The 17,934-nt window shown below is 54.8% G+C and carries 16 protein-coding genes, 1 tRNA gene and 1 pseudogene; 10 read left to right on the forward strand and 8 right to left on the reverse strand.

What is annotated here, in order from left to right; translation table 11 throughout:
* Positions 1–5 precede the first annotated feature (5 nt).
* The 8 genes from VSQ83_RS10190 to VSQ83_RS10225 all read left to right on the forward strand — a co-directional run bounded on the left by VSQ83_RS10190 (position 6) and on the right by VSQ83_RS10225 (position 6,919).
* Positions 6–1,616 carry a phage tail-collar fiber domain-containing protein gene (locus VSQ83_RS10190; protein WP_326426476.1) on the forward strand — a complete coding sequence of 537 codons (1,611 nt, stop codon included), beginning with the start codon at positions 6–8 and terminating at the stop codon, positions 1,614–1,616.
* A gap of 19 nt (positions 1,617–1,635) precedes the next feature.
* The gene (locus VSQ83_RS10195) at positions 1,636–2,556 is read left to right on the forward strand and encodes a hypothetical protein (protein ID WP_326427700.1); all 921 of its coding nucleotides are present in this window, start codon (positions 1,636–1,638) and stop codon (positions 2,554–2,556) included.
* Complete coding sequence (locus tag VSQ83_RS10200) at positions 2,553–3,095, forward strand: baseplate complex protein (RefSeq protein ID WP_326426478.1); 543 nt, start codon at positions 2,553–2,555, stop codon at positions 3,093–3,095. Before VSQ83_RS10195 ends, VSQ83_RS10200 begins: the two co-directional genes overlap by 4 nt.
* Positions 3,092–3,802, forward strand: coding sequence for a hypothetical protein (locus VSQ83_RS10205; protein ID WP_326426480.1), 711 nt, complete (start codon positions 3,092–3,094; stop codon positions 3,800–3,802). The genes VSQ83_RS10200 and VSQ83_RS10205 overlap by 4 nt, the downstream gene beginning before the upstream one ends.
* On the forward strand, positions 3,775–4,725 hold the full coding sequence (locus VSQ83_RS10210) for a hypothetical protein (RefSeq protein WP_326426483.1): 951 nt from the start codon (positions 3,775–3,777) through the stop codon (positions 4,723–4,725). Before VSQ83_RS10205 ends, VSQ83_RS10210 begins: the two co-directional genes overlap by 28 nt.
* 1 nt (position 4,726) lies before the next feature.
* A complete protein-coding gene (locus VSQ83_RS10215; RefSeq protein WP_326426486.1) occupies positions 4,727–6,439 on the forward strand; it encodes a hypothetical protein in 1,713 nt (570 codons plus the stop codon).
* A 64-nt stretch (positions 6,440–6,503) separates the two neighbouring features.
* Positions 6,504–6,689, forward strand: a complete 186-nt coding sequence (locus tag VSQ83_RS10220) for a hypothetical protein (RefSeq protein ID WP_326426488.1) — start codon at positions 6,504–6,506, stop codon at positions 6,687–6,689.
* Positions 6,671–6,919: a hypothetical protein gene (locus tag VSQ83_RS10225; RefSeq protein WP_326426490.1), complete on the forward strand. Its 249-nt coding sequence runs from the start codon at positions 6,671–6,673 to the stop codon at positions 6,917–6,919. Before VSQ83_RS10220 ends, VSQ83_RS10225 begins: the two co-directional genes overlap by 19 nt.
* A 676-nt stretch (positions 6,920–7,595) precedes the next feature.
* Here VSQ83_RS10225 and VSQ83_RS10230 read toward each other — a convergent pair.
* From VSQ83_RS10230 to VSQ83_RS10250, 5 genes and pseudogenes are all read right to left on the reverse strand, one after another.
* A complete protein-coding gene (locus VSQ83_RS10230) occupies positions 7,596–8,747 on the reverse strand; it encodes a hypothetical protein (RefSeq protein ID WP_326426492.1) in 1,152 nt (383 codons plus the stop codon).
* A 969-nt stretch (positions 8,748–9,716) separates the two neighbouring features.
* Positions 9,717–10,745, reverse strand: coding sequence for a hypothetical protein (locus VSQ83_RS10235; protein WP_326426495.1), 1,029 nt, complete (start codon positions 10,743–10,745; stop codon positions 9,717–9,719).
* 665 nt (positions 10,746–11,410) lie between these two features.
* Positions 11,411–11,752: pseudogene (locus VSQ83_RS10240) on the reverse strand (helix-turn-helix domain-containing protein).
* A 3-nt stretch (positions 11,753–11,755) separates the two neighbouring features.
* Positions 11,756–11,902, reverse strand: a complete 147-nt coding sequence (locus tag VSQ83_RS10245; protein WP_257622818.1) for a hypothetical protein — start codon at positions 11,900–11,902, stop codon at positions 11,756–11,758.
* Between the two features lie 312 nt (positions 11,903–12,214).
* Positions 12,215–12,796, reverse strand: coding sequence for a hypothetical protein (locus tag VSQ83_RS10250; protein ID WP_133077405.1), 582 nt, complete (start codon positions 12,794–12,796; stop codon positions 12,215–12,217).
* A 213-nt stretch (positions 12,797–13,009) separates the two neighbouring features.
* On the opposite strand from VSQ83_RS10250, the gene VSQ83_RS10255 reads away from it, so the two are divergent.
* Positions 13,010–13,588 carry a nucleotidyltransferase family protein gene (locus VSQ83_RS10255; RefSeq protein WP_326426498.1) on the forward strand — a complete coding sequence of 193 codons (579 nt, stop codon included), beginning with the start codon at positions 13,010–13,012 and terminating at the stop codon, positions 13,586–13,588.
* A 13-nt stretch (positions 13,589–13,601) separates the two neighbouring features.
* Here the strand turns inward: VSQ83_RS10255 and VSQ83_RS10260 are convergent, their stop codons facing one another.
* A complete protein-coding gene (locus tag VSQ83_RS10260; protein ID WP_326426500.1) occupies positions 13,602–14,441 on the reverse strand; it encodes an endonuclease in 840 nt (279 codons plus the stop codon).
* Positions 14,442–15,012: 571 nt separating this feature from the next.
* Here VSQ83_RS10260 and VSQ83_RS10265 point away from each other — a divergent pair.
* Positions 15,013–15,087: transfer RNA gene (locus VSQ83_RS10265), tRNA-Gln, on the forward strand.
* Positions 15,088–15,239: 152 nt separating this feature from the next.
* On the opposite strand, the gene VSQ83_RS10270 is transcribed toward VSQ83_RS10265, so the two are convergent.
* Together VSQ83_RS10270 and VSQ83_RS10275 are read right to left on the reverse strand one after the other, a co-directional pair.
* Positions 15,240–16,652 carry an amidase gene (locus VSQ83_RS10270; RefSeq protein ID WP_326426502.1) on the reverse strand — a complete coding sequence of 471 codons (1,413 nt, stop codon included), beginning with the start codon at positions 16,650–16,652 and terminating at the stop codon, positions 15,240–15,242.
* A complete protein-coding gene (locus VSQ83_RS10275; protein WP_326426504.1) occupies positions 16,649–17,929 on the reverse strand; it encodes a Zn-dependent hydrolase in 1,281 nt (426 codons plus the stop codon). The genes VSQ83_RS10270 and VSQ83_RS10275 overlap by 4 nt, the downstream gene beginning before the upstream one ends.
* Positions 17,930–17,934 lie beyond the last annotated feature (5 nt).

The following is a 17,934-nucleotide window of genomic DNA, read 5'->3' on the forward strand; positions in this document are numbered from 1 at the left end:
CCCCCATGGGAGCTAGCATTACCCTTGCCGGCGAGAGTTTGATTGCCCAGAAGCAGGGCGCTGGGGAGAAGCTCGACATTGCGCGCTTTGTTCTAGCCCTTGTTCCTGGCCTGGACCCGAACGCCCCGGTTGATCGCGCTGCCGGCAAGCCGCCTGCTGGCCAAATCGTCTACACCAAGGCCTATGACCGCAAAGGCTACGTCAGCCCCAACCAGGTGATATACAGCCTGATGGTGGGCTCAGACGTGGGTGACTGGGACTTTAACTGGATTGGCCTGGAAGCCGCAGAGGGCGTGCTGCTGGCCGTGGCCACCGTGCCGGTGCAGCAGAAGCGCAAGAACATCCCGCCGCTGCAGATCGGCAACAACGTCACCCGTAACTTTTTGGTGGAGTTCAACGGCGCTCAAGCACTGACGGGCATCACCGTCGATGCCAGCACCTGGCAGCACGACTTCACGGTTCGTTTGAATGGGATCGATCTGCGTGAGCGCTTGAGCAATCGCGATGTGTTTGGCCGTGTCTGCTTCATGGCTGACAGCCTGCAGATGGAACGTAGTTTCGGTCTGTTCCAGGTAAAAGCCGGTATTGCCTATGTCGAGGGCATCCGCGTTGAACTGGCCGAACCTGTTCAGGCCCAGTTGCCAGCGTTGCCAGCGAAAGCCTGGCTGGACGTTGCACTGGCGCGGGAAGGCAACGAAACCGTTGCCACTTGGAAAGTAGTTTTTGGTGAGGTCAAAGCGGACTACGTCGATAGCAATGGAACAGCCCATTACGTGGTGGAGCTGGCCCGCGTTGCGGTATCGGGGGAGATCACCGACCTGCGTGTCAGCGAGCCCATCACCGGTGCCCTAGTCCAACAGTTTGCGTTGCGCAACGGCGACTACATGCACCTGCGCGCCCGAGGTACCAAGAAAGAAGACGTCGGCCTCAGTGAGTTGCCCAACGCCAAAAGCGATGATCCAAGCACCGACAGCAGCGAGATTCTGGCCACGACCAAGGCGCTCAAAGCGTTGTACGAGCTTATTGCTGACGAAGCAGTCGGAGAAGTTTTCACGGTTGCGATGGACATACCTCCTACAAGGTCGTTGCGTGCCAATGGCGATGCGAAATCTCGTACGGTTTACGCCAAGTTATTCGCCAAGATTGGTACTAAGTACGGCGCTGGTGATGGTGTAAGCACTTTCAATTTGCCTGACGCGCGCGGACTTCATCCTCGCTTTCTGGACGATGGCCGGGGAATCGATATCGGCCGTGTTCTGGGTAGCTACCAGGCTGACGATATGCGCAGCCACAACCACAACGGCAGTTCTGCCAGCGCTGGCGGCCATACACACACTGCTTCAAGCGACACCCAAGGCGCACACAGCCACAACGTTCACTATGGCAACGTCACTCCGGATGGCTCTGACCTTGGCACTCCTGGCGAGCCACGAAACCCGATAAACGGGACCGAGCCCGCTACTGTTGCAACCACCACCACTACGGCCGGCGAGCACGCACACAACATCACCATAAATTCCGGGGGCGACCACTCGCACGCTATCACCATCACCTCCACGGGTGGCACAGAAACACGCTCGAAAAACATCGCCTTCCTTGCGTGCATCAGGTGCTGAGACTGCCATGAACATCAATATGACCTGGGCATCCATCACCCTGCGCTGGCCGGAGCAGTCCACCCAGTGGCTGAGCGACCTCGATGTTGCCAAGGGCTTGGCCGGCAGCGAGCTGACCAGCACCGGGCAGCGCCTTGCCTCTCTGACTGACTTGGCCACGACCTCACCCGGGCCAGTCGGCGCCGCTGCAGAAGCCGCCGTGGCTGCTGGCCGTGCCGGTCTGGCTGATGCACTGGGCGAAGTGCCGGCCTGCCTGGTGGTGACGCCGTTTCAAAGTGGAGTGGGGCAGGGCCGCGGCTATCAGCGCTACCTTTCGGCGCCGAACTTGCTGCAGCAGCTGGGCGAGAAACTGGAAGACACCGGCGACGACAGCCGCCCAGCGGGCTTGCAATACGCCCTGGTGGTGATGTTCCTGGGCACGCGCTACGACAAGTTCGCTGCGACCTTGGCCCGGTTCAATGCCGTGTTGCCCATGCCCGACCTGCAGCGCGCCGAACGCCGGGCGAAAAACCTGTTCGCGCTTGACGCTGAAAAGTGGGAGCTGCCCACCGCCGGCACACTGCCGTGCTGGGGGGTGTTGCCGCTTGAGCGTTGCACCGTGACCAAGGCAGCCACCCAGGCCCTGAACAGCCAGCTGTCGGCACTGGAGAGCTACGCCGACAGCTCGCCCATGGCTGACCTGGCCAAGATGGCCACCCGTAAAGCCAGCCAGGCACAAGCACAGGCGCAGAAACTGGCCGACCTCAAATCGATGTTCACCGGCGGCGCCGCTGACGACAGCATGCGCGCGCGGTTGATTGGCCCAGGCAATGCCGCCGAGTTGCGCCGGCAACTGCTGCAGGGCGATGCACCCGGTCACGAATGGGGATTGTCCGCTGGGGTGCTGCTGGTCGGCTCCCTGAAAGGGCTGAGCTTTGTCCGCGAGTTGGTGGGCCTATGACCTTATTGCTCGATGGCGAACAGGTGCGCGGTAAAAATATCAAGGTCACGGCCAACCTGCGGATCGAAAGCGACGATCTGTCCGGCCAGACCAGCAACACCGACTCCGCACACAAAGGGTTCAAGCCCAAGACACTGGCGGTGACGCTGCAGATTCCGTTTGTCGACAGCGTATTTTTGCGCAACCTGATGCGCCTGGCAGAAGCGACCGGCAGCGGTGGCCAACTCAAAACCTACCGAGTGGTCAACGACACCGCGTCCGCGTTTGGCGTGCGCCAGGTGCAGTTCTCCGACGGTGTCAGCGCCCGAGAAGACGACACGCTGCGGGCCTGGCTGGTGCAATTCACCCTGTCGGAAAAACTCTCCAACCCTGAGCGGGTAGAGACGCGCCGAGCGGGCCGGGGCGTGACCCAGCAGGGCGCCCCGGGGGCGTCGGTAACTGCACCAGGTACAGCTGGAAACAACGAGGCAGGGCAGGAGCTGACCGGCTTTGAGGCCACCTTGAAAAATCTGGATAACTACCTGGGCGGTGTCTTGTGAGCATGAAACTGCACAAGGTGCTGACCATTGGCGGGGTGGTGTATCCCCTGGTCAGTGATGACGTGCGTCTTGAACTGCGTACCCCGGGCAGGGCCACGCTGATCATTCAGGCAACAGCGCCGGTGAAAGGGCTGGTGACGCTCGACATTGGCTACAACGACAACCCGTTGCAGCGCCACTTTATTGGCTACGTCGAGCGCTGCACCCCATCCAATGCGATCGAGCAGGTGCTGTTCTGTCGCGAGCTGGCTGCGATCCTGGCCAACCCGTTGCCGCTCAACCTGCGTCATGCGGATCTGAGCACGGTGCTGGCCGAGATCAACCAGAAAACCGGGCTGAGCTTTCGCGTACCGGACCAGGCTTACGCCAAGGTCAAAGCCCCGTTCTTCTACAACCTGGCCGCTGGCTACCAGGCCATGGACAGCTTGCCCCGGGTTTTCGGTATCCCTGACTTTATCTGGCAGCAGCAGGGCAACGGCGAAGTCTTTGTGGGCAGTTGGGCCGACAGCTTCTTTGGCGCCCGATCGCCACTGCCGCTGCCGGTCGCGCTGTTCAACGACTACCAAAACAACCAAAGCGCGATGATCGGGGCCCTTCCCGGGTTGCGACCAGGTGCATCCATCAACCAAGGCGAGCGCATCACTCAGGTGACGCTCACCGGCAACCAAATGGCGATCCGATGGAAGACGCAATCCGCCGCAGTGTAGAGCGGCAATTTCCCGAACTCACCGGCGGTTACCACCTGCCGCGCTTTGCCCGGGTTGTCGGCGTGGCGGATGCGCCGGCCAGTGCCGGGATCTGCGACGACTTTCGCCCGCGCTATGCCGTGGATCTGCAGCTGCTGGACGAAAACGATGAACCGGACCCGGAGTTGCCGGTACTGGCCGGCGTGCCGCTGCCGCTCTCTGTGGGCGGCGATGAGATGGGGTTCTTGGGCTTTCCCGAGGAAGGCACCCGGGTTGTCGTGTGCTTCGCCTACGGCCTGCCGAGCAAGCCCTACGTCCAGACCATTCTCCCGCACGGCCTGAGCCTGCCCAAGGTGCCCAAAGGTGACCAGGTGTGGCAGCACAGCGAAGCCGCCCAGCAACGAGTTGACGCCGACGGCAACTGGTCACGCCAGACCGATGGCCGGATCCGTGACAAGTCGATCGATCGGGAGGTTGAAAGCCTGACCAACACCGAACGCCACCAGAGCAGCACGGTGCAGATCGATGACCACTCGAAGGAGTCAGTCGGGGGCATCAAGTCAATCGAGGCACTGGGCGCGCTCAAGCTGCTGTCAGGCGGATCCGCGAGCCTGGCCGCACTGGATGACCTGCACCTGGCCAGCGGCCGCGACCTCAACCTGGTGGTGGCGCAAAAGCTCAACGCCACGATCGGCGGCGAGCTGCTGGAACGGATCATGGGCGCCCGCAAAAGTGTGGCCCCCACTAACTGGATCGGTTCTGAGAGCGTGAACGTGCTGCAGGTGCTGTGTGACGTGATCGATCTGGTGATCCAGATGAACACCGACATCGCCGGTCACCAGCACGCGTCGAGCCCCATCCCCACCAACGCGGCGAGCTTCGCCGGTCATGCCGGTACCGGCACACAACTCTCTGGGCAGTTGAAGCCCATCACCGGAGCATAATTTGGAACTCAAGAACTTTTTTGCCCAAGATGACCAGGGCAACATCCTCGGTGGTGCAATTTGTTATTTGTATCAACGGGGGACTGAAAGCCTTGTGAGTGAACTGCAGGCCTCCACTGGCTTGGCTTTGGACAACCCTTTTGCGGCTGATCAGCACGGCCTTATCCAGTTTGCAGTGCCGAACGGAATCTATGATCTGCGGGTGGTAAAGGGTAGCCGAGATTATCGGCTTCAAGTGCAGTGCAATGACGTCACTGAGACTGCTGAAGCAGCTGAAGGTGCTGCCCTAGCATTAGAGGAAAAACTCGCTGATCCGAGCAGCGGAGCGGGGATAGTCAAATATAAGAACCATGGCCTGGCCGGCATCGCAGGTATAGAAAGCGTAGATGTAAATAAGAAGCTTACCGAAACCGTCAGCTTGTATGACTTTAGGGCAAAGGGTGGTGGCCTGGATGATTCGGTGCCGTTACATGATGCTCTTTCTTGGGTCTATGGCGGCGATAACAGAACACTCCTTCTGCCTCACGGTGGTACGTTCAGAGCTCCAGAGAAACTCAATATCCCAATCACCAAGATGGTGAGGAATTGCCACCTCACGGGTTATGGCGCCACCCTACTATTTGAAGAAACTGGTGGCATCAAGGTATACCCTACCGGGACCGGCTTGCTCAGTGAGCTGACCGTGAAAGGGGTCCGTACAGGGGGCGGAGTAAAAGCCTTTGAATTTGTGGCTGACGACGATTTAAATTTTATCTACAACTTGGTCGTTGAAGATTTAGATGTAAACGGGTTTTCCGAATCTGGCTTGGTTGTGGGGGGGAACGTATTCGAAAGCTCGATTAGAGATTACTCAGCATCGTCCCTCAACGCTACTGGATACTGTATCCATCTGCGCAACGTCGGTGATGGGATTGTGTCCTCGGTTGATGTTTGGGGCGGCAATACTCGGGGTGGTAAACATGGCCTGTTTGTAGAGAATCCGGTCAGTGATGTGGGGATTTATGGCGGCACTTATCTCCAAGCCTGGAACGAGGGCGTGCGCATTGATAACGCCATCGGCACAACGGTTTTCAGGACTCACGTAGAGCACAACTGGCGCTCTGCTGGCAGCTTGGCGGCAGGTGGTGCAGGACTGCATATGTCTGGTCGCGGCACGATCATTGGGGTGGTTGGACAAAACAGCGCAACCACCTTCCAGCAATACGTGGTATCCGCGTTTGCCAATGACATCACCATCATGGGAGGCGGGGCGGGTGGCACCTACACCAAATACGGGCGCTATCAGCAAAGTTCTGATGGGACATTAGTGCTGATTGGTGAAGCTGCTTCAAATTATGACGTTGTTAAAGATACGCAGCTGTTTCCTACTCAGATTGCGTCGATGATTAAAAGTAAGAGAGTTGCGAAGACTGAAAACTTACGAGATTTTGGCTCGGTAGTTTCAATTGATTTGAACCGAGGAAATTTCATCCGAGTTAAAGAAATGACCGGCCCCGTGCAAATTGCCAACCCAACTAACAGGGCAGGTGTAACGGGCGAGGAAATTATGGTCGAGTTAGTACAGGATGCGACGGGGGGCAGGACCGTTACTTGGGGTGTTGATTTCGCTGAAGGCATGACCGCAATCAACGGGGGTGCATACCGAAGTAATCGTTGGACGTTTGTGTGGTCTGGCGGAAAGTGGAAGCAATCAACCTTCGCGTCCACGTTTTGACGCGTACCTAATATTTCTCCCGAATGCCTGCCCTGTGCAGGCTTTTGTTAGCCTGGAAAAAAGTATGAAGTACTACCTGATTAAACTCGCGGAAAGCCTGCCCAATGGGTTTGGCGGCACGGCTCAGGGGCCGCTGATCAAGCTGTTGCCGAAATACCAGCATGACGTTGGCTTGATCGAGCACGAAAAAACGCATGTGCGGCAGTGGTATGCCGTGCTTGGTATTGGGTTGTGCTCTGTACGTTGCTAGCGTTGAAGGTCTCGCCGGCCTTCTGGCCTTTGTATGGGCTGGCTCCGTTCTTTCACCAACTGCTCTACAAGTTCGTTCGGCCCTATCGGCGCTGGTGTGAGGTGAAGGCCTACCGTAAGCAGATCGCTGTAGGAGGCTACACCAGCAATGAGTTTGCAGTGACGGCCCTGGTTGAGAAATACGGCTTGGGCCTGTCCGTCGATGAAGCAAGAGCGCTGCTTGTTGACTGAGAGCTGTACCCTCAATCCCGCCCGCCATGCGCGGGCTTTTTCATGCCCATGGGAAAATGCGGGGTGGTGTGCTGAAAATCGTCACGACAATAAAAAATCTTCCGAAAAAGCACTTATCCCCCTCCCGCCGACGGGCCTTGTGTCCTTTTTTTGTGCAAATTCGAATGTAGTGCAAACGAACCTGCAACCCATGCGGCCCGTGGGGCTCTGCAGCCGATCGGCAATTGCACAGAATGCAAAGTTTTGAATAACAATGAAAAGAGCTTGCACTCGGTCATTGGGGACGGCTGAAAACAGCATGCGGCTGAGCCCCCGTATTCTGGTAGTCCGGCCCAAAAAACTGACGAATTCGCAGGTTTTAAAAAACTGACTGAGTCACACGCTGGAGCGTTAAGCGCAATCACTCGGTTCACACGAGATTCAGCTCAAAGCCACTGACTATGTGGGCTCGGTGTGATTTTCGGTTATTTCAAACATTCACAAAACGACCTTGGATGCCTTCAGCCTCCTATTTCAGTCAAGCCGATAACCGTTAAGTGTGGTGGTGGTGCGTTGCTCACGATCTCAAACGTTCAGATGAGACTGATGGATCAGTGCCCCGAATTGGTGATCCAAAAGTCTATGAACCTAATATAGTTTGTCGCGAGCTTTGGTTTGAATCCGTAGATTTAAAAAGTCATATTGATATGCTATCCATCCATCTGCGAATAGAGTGTTGGGCGATCCCGAATAGAAGCTCATAGTTTGGCAAAATCCCCATGCCATTGGGATCAAAAAAATTTTGAAAATATGGAGAGAATGCTTGTGGGTTTTGATGCGGAGGCTGCTCGCCTCTGTGAATGAAGCATGAGCGATGTGTGTATGACTTCCCGAGAACTTCTTGAATTTGTTCGGTTGTAAGATCCTCTGGGTATATTTCCCAACCTCTCTTTCTGGTGTGACTTCCTGTTAGATTCAAGCCCCGCCCGATGGAATATTCATCCGTGTGTTGGAATGGATGTCGAACTAGGCTGCTCCAAGTGGAAGGAGGCGCAAATGTATTGATGAATTCGAGGTATTGCTCTTTGATGAGGCTTTTGTGATTGCGAGCTTCTTTGTACTGTTGCAGTAGTTCAGTAAGGTCTTCATTTCCCTCGGTTAATTTGCTCCATAGTGCCTCTTTTGGGTTTCTTCGTGTTTGTTTTTTTATCGGGAATGCATGCTGGGCAACAGATTCTATTGCAGAAATTATCAGTAAATAAGCCAGCCCGAAATCATCTCTTTTGTTTGATAGAGAAAGGTAGGTTAGTCGAATTGCTTGCATGGCGATGATGTATTGTTTGTAAGGTAGTGTGCTTAATTTTAAAACTATACTTTCCACGGTTTTGCAATGTTTTTGTTGCGTGGTTTCTGCTAGAAAAGTATGTGTTGAACCAGTGCCAGCATGCAGCACCGGATGTGATAGGGAAGCTATCTCGAGTTCTTCATCTGTAAGACCATCTGGTGCTGGGCATAGAAACGCTTTTCGTATTGGTTTACAAAGCCGACCTGTTGCGAAAGTAATAATGGACGAAAGTGCTATGCTATAAAAGTGCGCAGTATTGAATGCAGGGGTTTCGTGCATATCCATCCTGCAAATGAAAGCGCAATATGGCCCCGGTAGATCCATAGTCACTGCCGGATGGATTGTGCAGTGAGGTAATTTCCATTCGTTGGACAGATCGAAGTCGGTCAGAAGGTACGCCTGATTACAGGCGGATGGCTCAAAGTGACCGAAGCTGTGTTTGGGTCTGAATGCTTCAATGCACTCATCGAACAGAATATGGTCATCTGTAACTTGGCGCGACATTGAAATCTCCTACGGTACTTTTATCCATAATAATGAATAGCTTAGCGTCTATTTTCATAAAGGCGGTGTCTTAGCATATCACTATCATAACTGATTCTGGCTGTCCATAATTTGGCTGTTAGCGCCATGTTTTACAGTTGTGATCGATGGGGCAGCCCATGGTGCATGAGCCTCGTTCATTAAGATATGTCTCTTCACACCCAAAGTCATGACCACTGAAGGGTGGCGGGCATTTTGTTAATTCTACAAAACTCAAGGCCAATCACGGCCAGGATCAATCCTCTGCAGCGGATTGAATACCACGTGAAAGCTATATTTTATTGAGATTGCTTCTCAGGTCGAGAGGGGTATTTTCAAAAAGAGCGATATGAGTAATACGGGTCGAAGGATGGGTGTGGAGGCCCCGGTTTTACTGGGCTTTGGGTATTACAAGGGAAGGTAATATGAAGCGATATGAAAAGTAATATTTCTGCCAAACCCCCGGATTCATTGGGTTTTAAAGAATGGAAATATAGCTTTTAAGAAAGGTAATAATATCGCCTTCTTATCGCTTAAATATCGCTTTTCCCTGAAAACGCTGGACGCCTTGATCTGCAAGGGCTGTAGCCATTTTTCGAGGGGCATATTACTAATATTACTTTTTTACAGGCCCCCACGGATTTTAGGATTGGTACCTATATAGCGGGTGGTATCAGGCTTTGTGGCTATTAGCGCCAGCTCTCATCAAACGTTCCCCAATACGGCCCCCAGAGGGATTCGGTAAGGTGTGAACAGAGCTGAAGGCCTTGATGATATTGGAGCAGGTAGCGGGAATCGAATCCGCGTGATCCGCTTGGAAAGTTCATAGTTATGTAACGATTGAAGGGGTTGAGCCAGGAAAGAAAAAGGCTATGCGTACATATGCAATAGCCTTGAAAGCTCATTCAGTAGTGAGGCTTGCTAGCCTTGTAGACGTGATAATTATCAGAGTTATTGAGCATCATCATTAGGTGCCGGCCTGACTCCTGGAGAAAGCTTCCCGCGACTAATCCCAAGGCTCAGTTCTTTCGGTAGCATCTCTATAGCTATGAGTCCTGTGTTATCAGTAATGATCCTGTCGTCGTTTAGGATTGCAAAAGATGGAAACCACTTGAGTGCTTCTTTATCGAATTCGTACACTAGTTTTTTGCTTGGAAGTCCCCGCGCTTTGAGATTTGTAACTAACTGCGCGGCCTGAACTGCTGCGTCTGAAAATGCGTCGTGCGCCGCATAGTGCTGGTTTATATTCTTGCCTCGTAGAAGAAACGATATGCCACAGCCGTCATGCATTGATTGAATTTCAAGGATTGGATTTCGCCTTTCAGACAGCCGCTCAAATAGCTTGCGCATCCACGATTTTATTCCGACATATACGTCTTTCGCTGCCTCTCCAGCAATTGTAGTTGAGAATGGATTCCAAACGATTACAAGGATAGGAACTGCAATTAGGATCAGCTCTGAAATAGACTCAGATGCGTTGTGCGAAAGCTCTGTACGCTTAATGCTGATTGGCGCATCACTGGTAATAAGATCTAGCCAAGCCTCATCTACCTCTCTTGGATCTATTCCAACCTCAATCCAAGCGCTATCAGGTAACACAGGAAGCGTTGCCGGTGGTTGCACGATTGCATTTGTATCGACTCCCATTCTTTGAAAACTCAGTACGTCGCCGCCTGCGTAATATCCTAAGATAGCAGCAACAAACTTCTTGCCGTCTTGAGTCTCGAAGCTCGCACTTAAAATAGTCTGCCCTTTTGGTTTTCCTGGGTCATGATTGTGTAGGAGGCTGAGAGGGTTCGAGTTAATTTTGGCTACCAGTACCAATGGATCGAGGGGGACTAGTAGATTTCCATCGTCATCACTCACATCTGTCCAGATGATTGCGGGTACAAGCTCCCCAAATATACCTGTCGAATGGCTGCTTATTACACTGTCCGCCCAAGCCTGAGCGGCTGGCGTCTCTTCAAAAAGATCATTCATGAGCTTTGCCGTCCCGAGCTGTTCACATGTCATAAAACGGCTTAAAACGCCGTCAACATCAAGACGTTAGCACTCTATTTACCTAGCAGTGAGCAGTGTGTCCGGTTTGAGCTGGTACAAAAGTGGTACGTAAGTATGGACGGAGCAGTTCTTGGCCTTTATTTACAGGGGATCTGTAATTAGTAGCTCCCATCCATCATAGGGGCAACGCTAAATTTCCTGGATGGTTCTAAGCGCTCTAGGACGGGGTTTGTAGCGGTGTTTTCGCTCATATTTTTTCGTTCACATTTGTTTCATTTGTAGCGCTTTTTAGCCGTTTCTTGCCATTTGTAGCACTGTAGTGCTACGAAAATGCAACATCAAAATCCTTGTACTATCGAGGATTTGTCATGGGAACGATTACAGTAAGAAAGGCTAAAAATGGAGAAAAGAGGTATACGGCGCAGATTAGGTTGCGGCGTAACGGAGTAATAGTTTATCAGGAATTCCAAACCTTCGAACGCAGACAACTAGCCAAAGCTTGGCTCAGCCGACGTGAGACCGGGCTGGCCGATGCCGAGGTCAAAAGCGTTTTTTTCAGGAGGGTGAGGCGCTCAGATCCCTGATACAGCGGTACCCAAAAAAGGCCACTGATTAGCACAGTCATCGCAGGCAAGTACCCAGGGTTAGCGTGATAGAACGTCGCGGAAAACGTCTGGTCGTAACGCTGCAATGTGCAGCAGAGAACGGGCGGCGCCTGATGGCGTGCGTCGACCTTGCTCCTACTCCTGTAGCGTGCGTCGACCTTGCTCCTACTCCTGTAGCGTGCGTACGGACACTCCCAGCAATTCTGCGAATCGTGGTTGGGAGAGCCCGGTTTTGCTGCGCGCTTCGGCGGCTTCTGTGACTTCCACATGATGCACTTGGCCATGGCGCCCTGCTTTTACGTCGATGATCGACGCCAGCAGTTCTTCGCCAATATTACGTTTGGCGTCGTGCTCCATTAGTTCTTTTTCACTCAGGGGCATGGTTCATCTCCTGGCAATCTTGCGCAGGATATGCGCTGGAATATTTTCAATGGCACCCTTGCCGTAAATCAACAGGGCGACCAACGCACCGCTTTTCAACTGAACGGTGTAGATGACGCGGACGGCACCGCTTTTGCCGCGTCCCTCCATGCTCCAGCGAACTTTACGACAACCGTCGGACCCTGGAGGCACTGCGTCCTGGCTTAACGTGCCCGTTTATATCGGCCCATCAACAGCTTTCGTTCAACAGCGGCTGCATTGCGCTACCTGTCGATATAATCAGCCAGATCGCTGAGATGGACCCCGAGTGCATCTTTCTGAGATGTGGTACCGAGCCGTCAATTGGTAGGTCTAACTCGTCGCTAAGCAGTTCATGTACTTGACGAGGTCTCACGTGTTATCCGGCCCAAACGAGCAATCACTGAAGTGGCAACTACCTCGTTAAAGCTTTCATGAATTGAGTTAAATTAAATTAAGGCTGATCGCTTCTTCAATTGAGCTTTGCGCCAGTTGCTGAATAATCTTGTCTGGCAGGTTATTGAAGGGGATTGCGACCACTAACAACAGTTGCACCCAGGTTCTTATGTATTCGGTTTTTTCAGTGCGGCCAATCACTTTGCCATTTGCGTTTCTATAGACCAGTTCAAGGGTGTAGCTCGTGCCAAATGTCATGGGTACAACAAGCAATGTGGCTCCGCTAATAATCGCGCTGAGTTGGCTACCGGATTCATGTGATCTCAATATCGCATTCACGAACAGATCAGCTCCTTGCGGTTGTGTGGTGACTTGTTTGAAGCGCCCGGATTTTGCAAATGTATCGACTATGATTCCTTTAATCTGGCCTGTTCCGCCACGCCGAGCATTCTGCTGCGTAATGAAGGCGCTGGTCGGCATATAAGATATATTCACCACAGGCTTGGTCTTGTTGTTACTGGCCGCTGGTGGCCAAGTTTTAACGGGGGGCAACTGATGCAGGGAGTAGGAAACGCAGCCGCTAAGAAAAAGACAAAAACTCAAGGTGAGGCTATAAAATAGGCGTGTCACATCAAATCCTTAAATGTGTGTGGGAGAATATTTTCTAGTATTTCGCATAGGCTAATGGTTTGCTTCTGGTGAACCTAATCGTATTTTAACCGGCGTGCATCTGATCAGTTGTAACATGTTTTTAAACGGTGCAAGTGAATTGGGCGTTAAGGGCGTACTTTATGCTGGTTGCCATAATAAAGTGTGTGTCGAATTGAATCCCGAGGACTAAAAGTGAAGTTGACACCTGAATGCCTGGTCACAATAGAGATGAGTAACCCGATTAATAAACACATTGCCTCACGCTTGTCTTCACTGAGGCTGAGTCAATGCATGCTGACAGCGGGCTGTTTGTTCCAGGCTGTATGGAGTCATCAGGCGGGTCTGCCTGCCGCATCGGGAGTGAAGGATTACGACATTTTTTACTTTGACGCGGACCTGTCCTGGGAAGCAGAGAACGAAGTCATCCTTGAAACCCGGCAACTGTTCAATGACCTGGGCGTCAAGATCGATATCAAGAATCAGGCCCGGGTCCATCTATGGTACGGCGAGCGGTTTGGCAGGGCTTGCCCTCGGCTTGGGTCTGCAAGGGATGGTGTCGATCGTTATCTTGTTGCAGGAACCTGTATTGGTTTTGACCCTGAAACCGGCGAGGTGTATGCGCCTTATGGTCTGGATGATTTCGGACAAGGGCTGCTGCGTCCCAACCCCCAAAATCTCCAGCCGGATTTATTCGCGTACAAGGCTCGAAGTTACCAGGAGCGCTGGCCTTGGCTGAAGGTCCTGGAACCCGGCTCGCCGGGTTTGGGGTGACGACGATCCTGCGCTAAGAAAGCAAGATAATGGCCGTGCTTTCGAGCAGCACCGGTCGCACCAGGATCTTGTAGCAGTCGGCATCGAATGCTTGCCCCGTGAGTTTAGGGGCCCGTCTGGCATCAGCCTCGCAGGCGTAAGTCCCGATGTAACGCCAACTGTCCACGACGTGGTATTCCTCGGTCTGCCCATGTCGCTCGTGCAATGCGATAGCGCCGGGGAACGGCCAGTGATGCACTGCCCAGCGTTCTAGAGCACCCAGCAACCGTTCGGTATGCGCCTCATGGCTTTCTGCGCCTTTGCAGGCTCCGGCGCACTTGCCTATTTGAGCCCTGAAGCAGGGACGTCCTGTCGGTTTATCAATGCCCAGCAATGTATGGCAAAGGCGCTGTTCATCTGCAATCAGCATCAGCGCTTCGGTGGCCATGCGCCGGTTACGGAAAAGTCCGTACAACTGAGGTCCGTCGCAAATCGTGGTGGTGTCGATGATCTCCAGCAGCCCGTCGCGAATGCGCAGTGAGCACAGGCGTTGCTGGCGACGAAGCCGCTTGTTCTTCAAGGGTTGCAGTTCTTTGATCAGCCGGGACTCAAGCAGCAGGGCGCCTATTTCCCCGGCAGTTTGCCGGTACTCGATTCGTTGCGCCTGGCGCAGCATTCTGGCTTCTTCGGGGGCGCGCAGGTGCGCAAGCAGTCGACTGCGAATATCGATGCTTTTGCCGATATAGAGCGGTATCGAGTCGTCTTCAGCGTAAAAGAAATACACCCCTGGTGCCCGGGGGGCCGCTTCGACCTGAGCGCGCAGGTGCGCTGGATATTCATAAACAAGGTCTGGACGAGCAGAGGGGGCGGGCATACCGGAAGCCTTTGTGGCGGATCAGTGTGGTGGTTAACCAGTCATCAGATCTTCTGACACTTATCTTATTGGCGAGTTTCGATTGAACGCGCCTCTATCCAGAACGAAGCTTCTTGTTCTTTGCTATTGAAGAGCGAACTTCACCGGAGGGCGACAGATTGGCGCTGATCCTTATGACTCGCAGAAGGGCAGGCTGAAGTCAACGGCCAGTGTGAAGGCAATGCTGGCAGTACATTTGTGGGAGCGAGCCTGCTTGCGAAGATCTGTGTTGACTGGATAGCCGAGGCGCTCGTGAGGTCTTCGCGAGCGGGCTCGGTCCCACAGTCGAGGAGTCACGGATTATTAGCAGCTTGACCCGGAATACCCCCAGAAGGGCCTTGTTTTTGCCCCGAATACCACTAAGTAGCTGTTTTTGAATAAATTTATTTAAAAAGTGCTTCCCCAATCCAAAGAGTGTTGGTATATTTGCGCCCGTTCTTGCAGCGAACCCTTACAGGCTCGCAGCGAATGGAGACATTTGCAGGCTGCAAGCATCAGTAAAAGAGTGCCAGGCACTCATCGCTACAGATACAGGGGCGTCGCCAAGCGGTAAGGCAGCAGGTTTTGATCCTGCCATGCGTTGGTTCAAATCCAGCCGCCCCTGCCATTTTCCAGAGTCCATCCGCACGTGATGGATATCTTCAAGTTCAGCGTCAACGCCATCGGGCCTGACGCGCACTTATCAGCAAACAATCCCTCTGCTTCAAGGTCTTCTGCGTGCCATGCCGGCTCATGCAGCATGGCAACGTTTTTCCCGGATCAGTCCTGGCCGTTTTTCGGCACCAGAGGGTGTGTGGCCGGGAAGTGTTGTTCATACGCCCGGCAGACCCGCAGCACCTGGTCATCCGCAAACCGCGCAGCCACCACTTGCAACCCCACCGGCAAGCCGTTTTCAGTAAGCCCGCAAGGGATTGAAGCCGCCGGTTGCTGAGTCAGGTTGAAGGGGTAGCTGAAGGGCGTCCAGTGCATCCACTCGGTATATGCCGAATCCGGTGGTACGTTATGCCCGGCGGCAAACGCCGTGATGGGCAGCATCGGCGAGACCAGCACATCGTAGCGCTCATGGAACGCCGCCATCTGTGCCACCAGCGCCGATCGTGCTTCAAGGGCTGCGCTGTACTCGCTCAAGGTGATGCGTTCACCCAGTGCCGCAATGCGTTGCAGACCCGGGTCAAGCAGGTCGCGCCGGGCGCTGTCGAGTTGTCCGGCCAGACGTGCAGCCCCCGCAAACCACAGGGTGTTGAACGTATCCAGCGGATCGCTGAACCCCGGATCAACCTGCTCGACATGGGCTCCCAGTTCCACCAGTCGTTCGACGGCCCGAGCCACAACCCTGGCGACCTGCGGATCGACCTTCACATGGCCGAAGTCCGGGCTGTAGGCGATGCGCAGCCCCTTGAGGCTGTCACCTTCAGGCAGCCACGGCAGGCTGCGCGGTGCGCCGATCAGGCCATCGCGAACATCCGGCCGGGCCACGGTTTGCAACATCAGCACGGCATCTTCCACCGTGCGGGTCATCGGTCCCAGGTGGGAGAGGATCGTCATCGAGCTGGCTGGCCACTGGGGCACATAACCAAAAGTGGGCTTGATGCCAAAGGTGCCGGTAAAGGCGCAGGGGATGCGGATCGAACCGCCCGCGTCGCTGCCCTGGTGCAACACCCCCAGGTTGAGTGACGCGGCTGCGGCTGCACCGCCCGAAGAACCGCCCGCCGTCAGGCGGGTATCCCACGGGTTGCGGGTGATGCCGTATAGCGGATTGTCGGTGACACCTTTCCAGCCGAATTCCGGTGTGGTGGTTTTGCCCAACAGCACGGCGCCAGCCTGGCGCATGAAGGCCGTGAACGGTGCATCCACCTCCCATGGTCCCTGGGGCGATGTGGTGCGCGAACCCTTGCGCGTGGGCATGCCGCGGGTCAGGGTCAGGTCCTTGATCGATGCCGGCACACCATCCAGCGCGCCGCAGGGCTGGCCTTTCAACCAACGCTGCTCGGATTCCCTGGCAGCCTGCATCGCACCTTCGTGGTCCACGTGGCAGTAAGCGTTGACCGCCGGGTTGTAGCGCTCGATACGCAGCAAGGCATCTTCGGTGACGTCTACCGGCGACAGGCTCTTGTCGCGAAAGCGGCTCAGCAGTTCAACCGCGTTCATTTGCCCGATATCAGGGGTGCTCATGGTGTAACTCCTGCCTGCGCCGCATTGACCATTGCCCGCAGCAACACGGCGCAACCGTCAGCCAGATCTTGAGGCGCGGCATTTTCGATTTCGTTATGGCTGATGCCACCTTCGCAGGGTACGAAGATCATCCCGGCGGGGCCCAGTTCAGCGATGAAAATTGCGTCGTGGCCTGCACCGCTGACAATGTCCATATGGCTCAGGCCCAGCTGTTGCGCACCCTGGCGCACGGCTTCGATGCACGCCGGGTTGAAGTCCAGCGGCGGGAAATCGGCAGTGGGCGTCAGCTCGAAACTCAACCCATGCTCGCTGCACGCAACTTCAATGGCCTCGCGCATCTCATCGACCATCGCTTGCAGCCGGTCGCTATGCAAATGCCGCAGGTCAATGGTCATGTGCACCTGGCCAGGAATCACATTGCGCGAGCCCGGGTGCAGGGTCAGGCAGCCGACAGTGCCGCAGGCGTGGGGCTGATGCTCATGGGCGATACGGTTGACGGCGCTGACCACATGGGCGGCGCCCACCAGCGCATCCTTGCGCAAATGCATCGGCGTTGGGCCCGCATGGGCTTCGACGCCGGTCAGGGTCAGGTCAAACCACTTCTGCCCCAGGCATCCCATCACCACACCCAAGGTGATGTTGCGGTCTTCCAGTACCGGACCTTGCTCGATATGCGCCTCGAAATAGGCCCCCACCGGATGCCCGAGCACGGCTCGGCTGCCGGCGTAACCAATGCGCTGCAACTCTGCACCTACCGACAGGCCTTGCTCGTCCTCTTTGCTCAGGGTCTCGTCGAGGTCGAACTTACCGGCGAACACGCCGGAACCCATCATGCACGGCGGGAAGCGCGAGCCTTCTTCGTTGGTCCACACCACCACTTCAATGGGGGCCTTGGTGCTGAGCTTCAGGTCATTGAGGGTACGAATCACCTCAAGCCCGGCCATGACGCCGTAACATCCGTCGAACTTGCCGCCCGTGGGCTGGGTGTCGATATGGCTGCCGGTCATCACCGGCGGCAGGTGCGGCTGGCGACCGGCGCGACGGGCAAAAATATTGCCGATCCCATCGACCGTGACAGTGCAGCCGGCTTCTTCACACCAGCGTACAAACAGGTCACGGGCCTGGCGGTCGAGGTCGGTCAGGGCCAGGCGGCAGACACCGCCCTTGGCCGTGGCACCGAGTTGCGCCAGGTCCATCAGCGATTGCCACAAGCGATCGCGATTGATCAATGGCGCGTTGCTGTTGAAAAGGTCGGATAACAGGATTGGACTGTTCATGGACA

Origin of the sequence: Pseudomonas sp. DSV-1 (assembly GCF_035830915.1) — a bacterium.
Lineage (GTDB): Bacteria > Pseudomonadota > Gammaproteobacteria > Pseudomonadales > Pseudomonadaceae > Aquipseudomonas.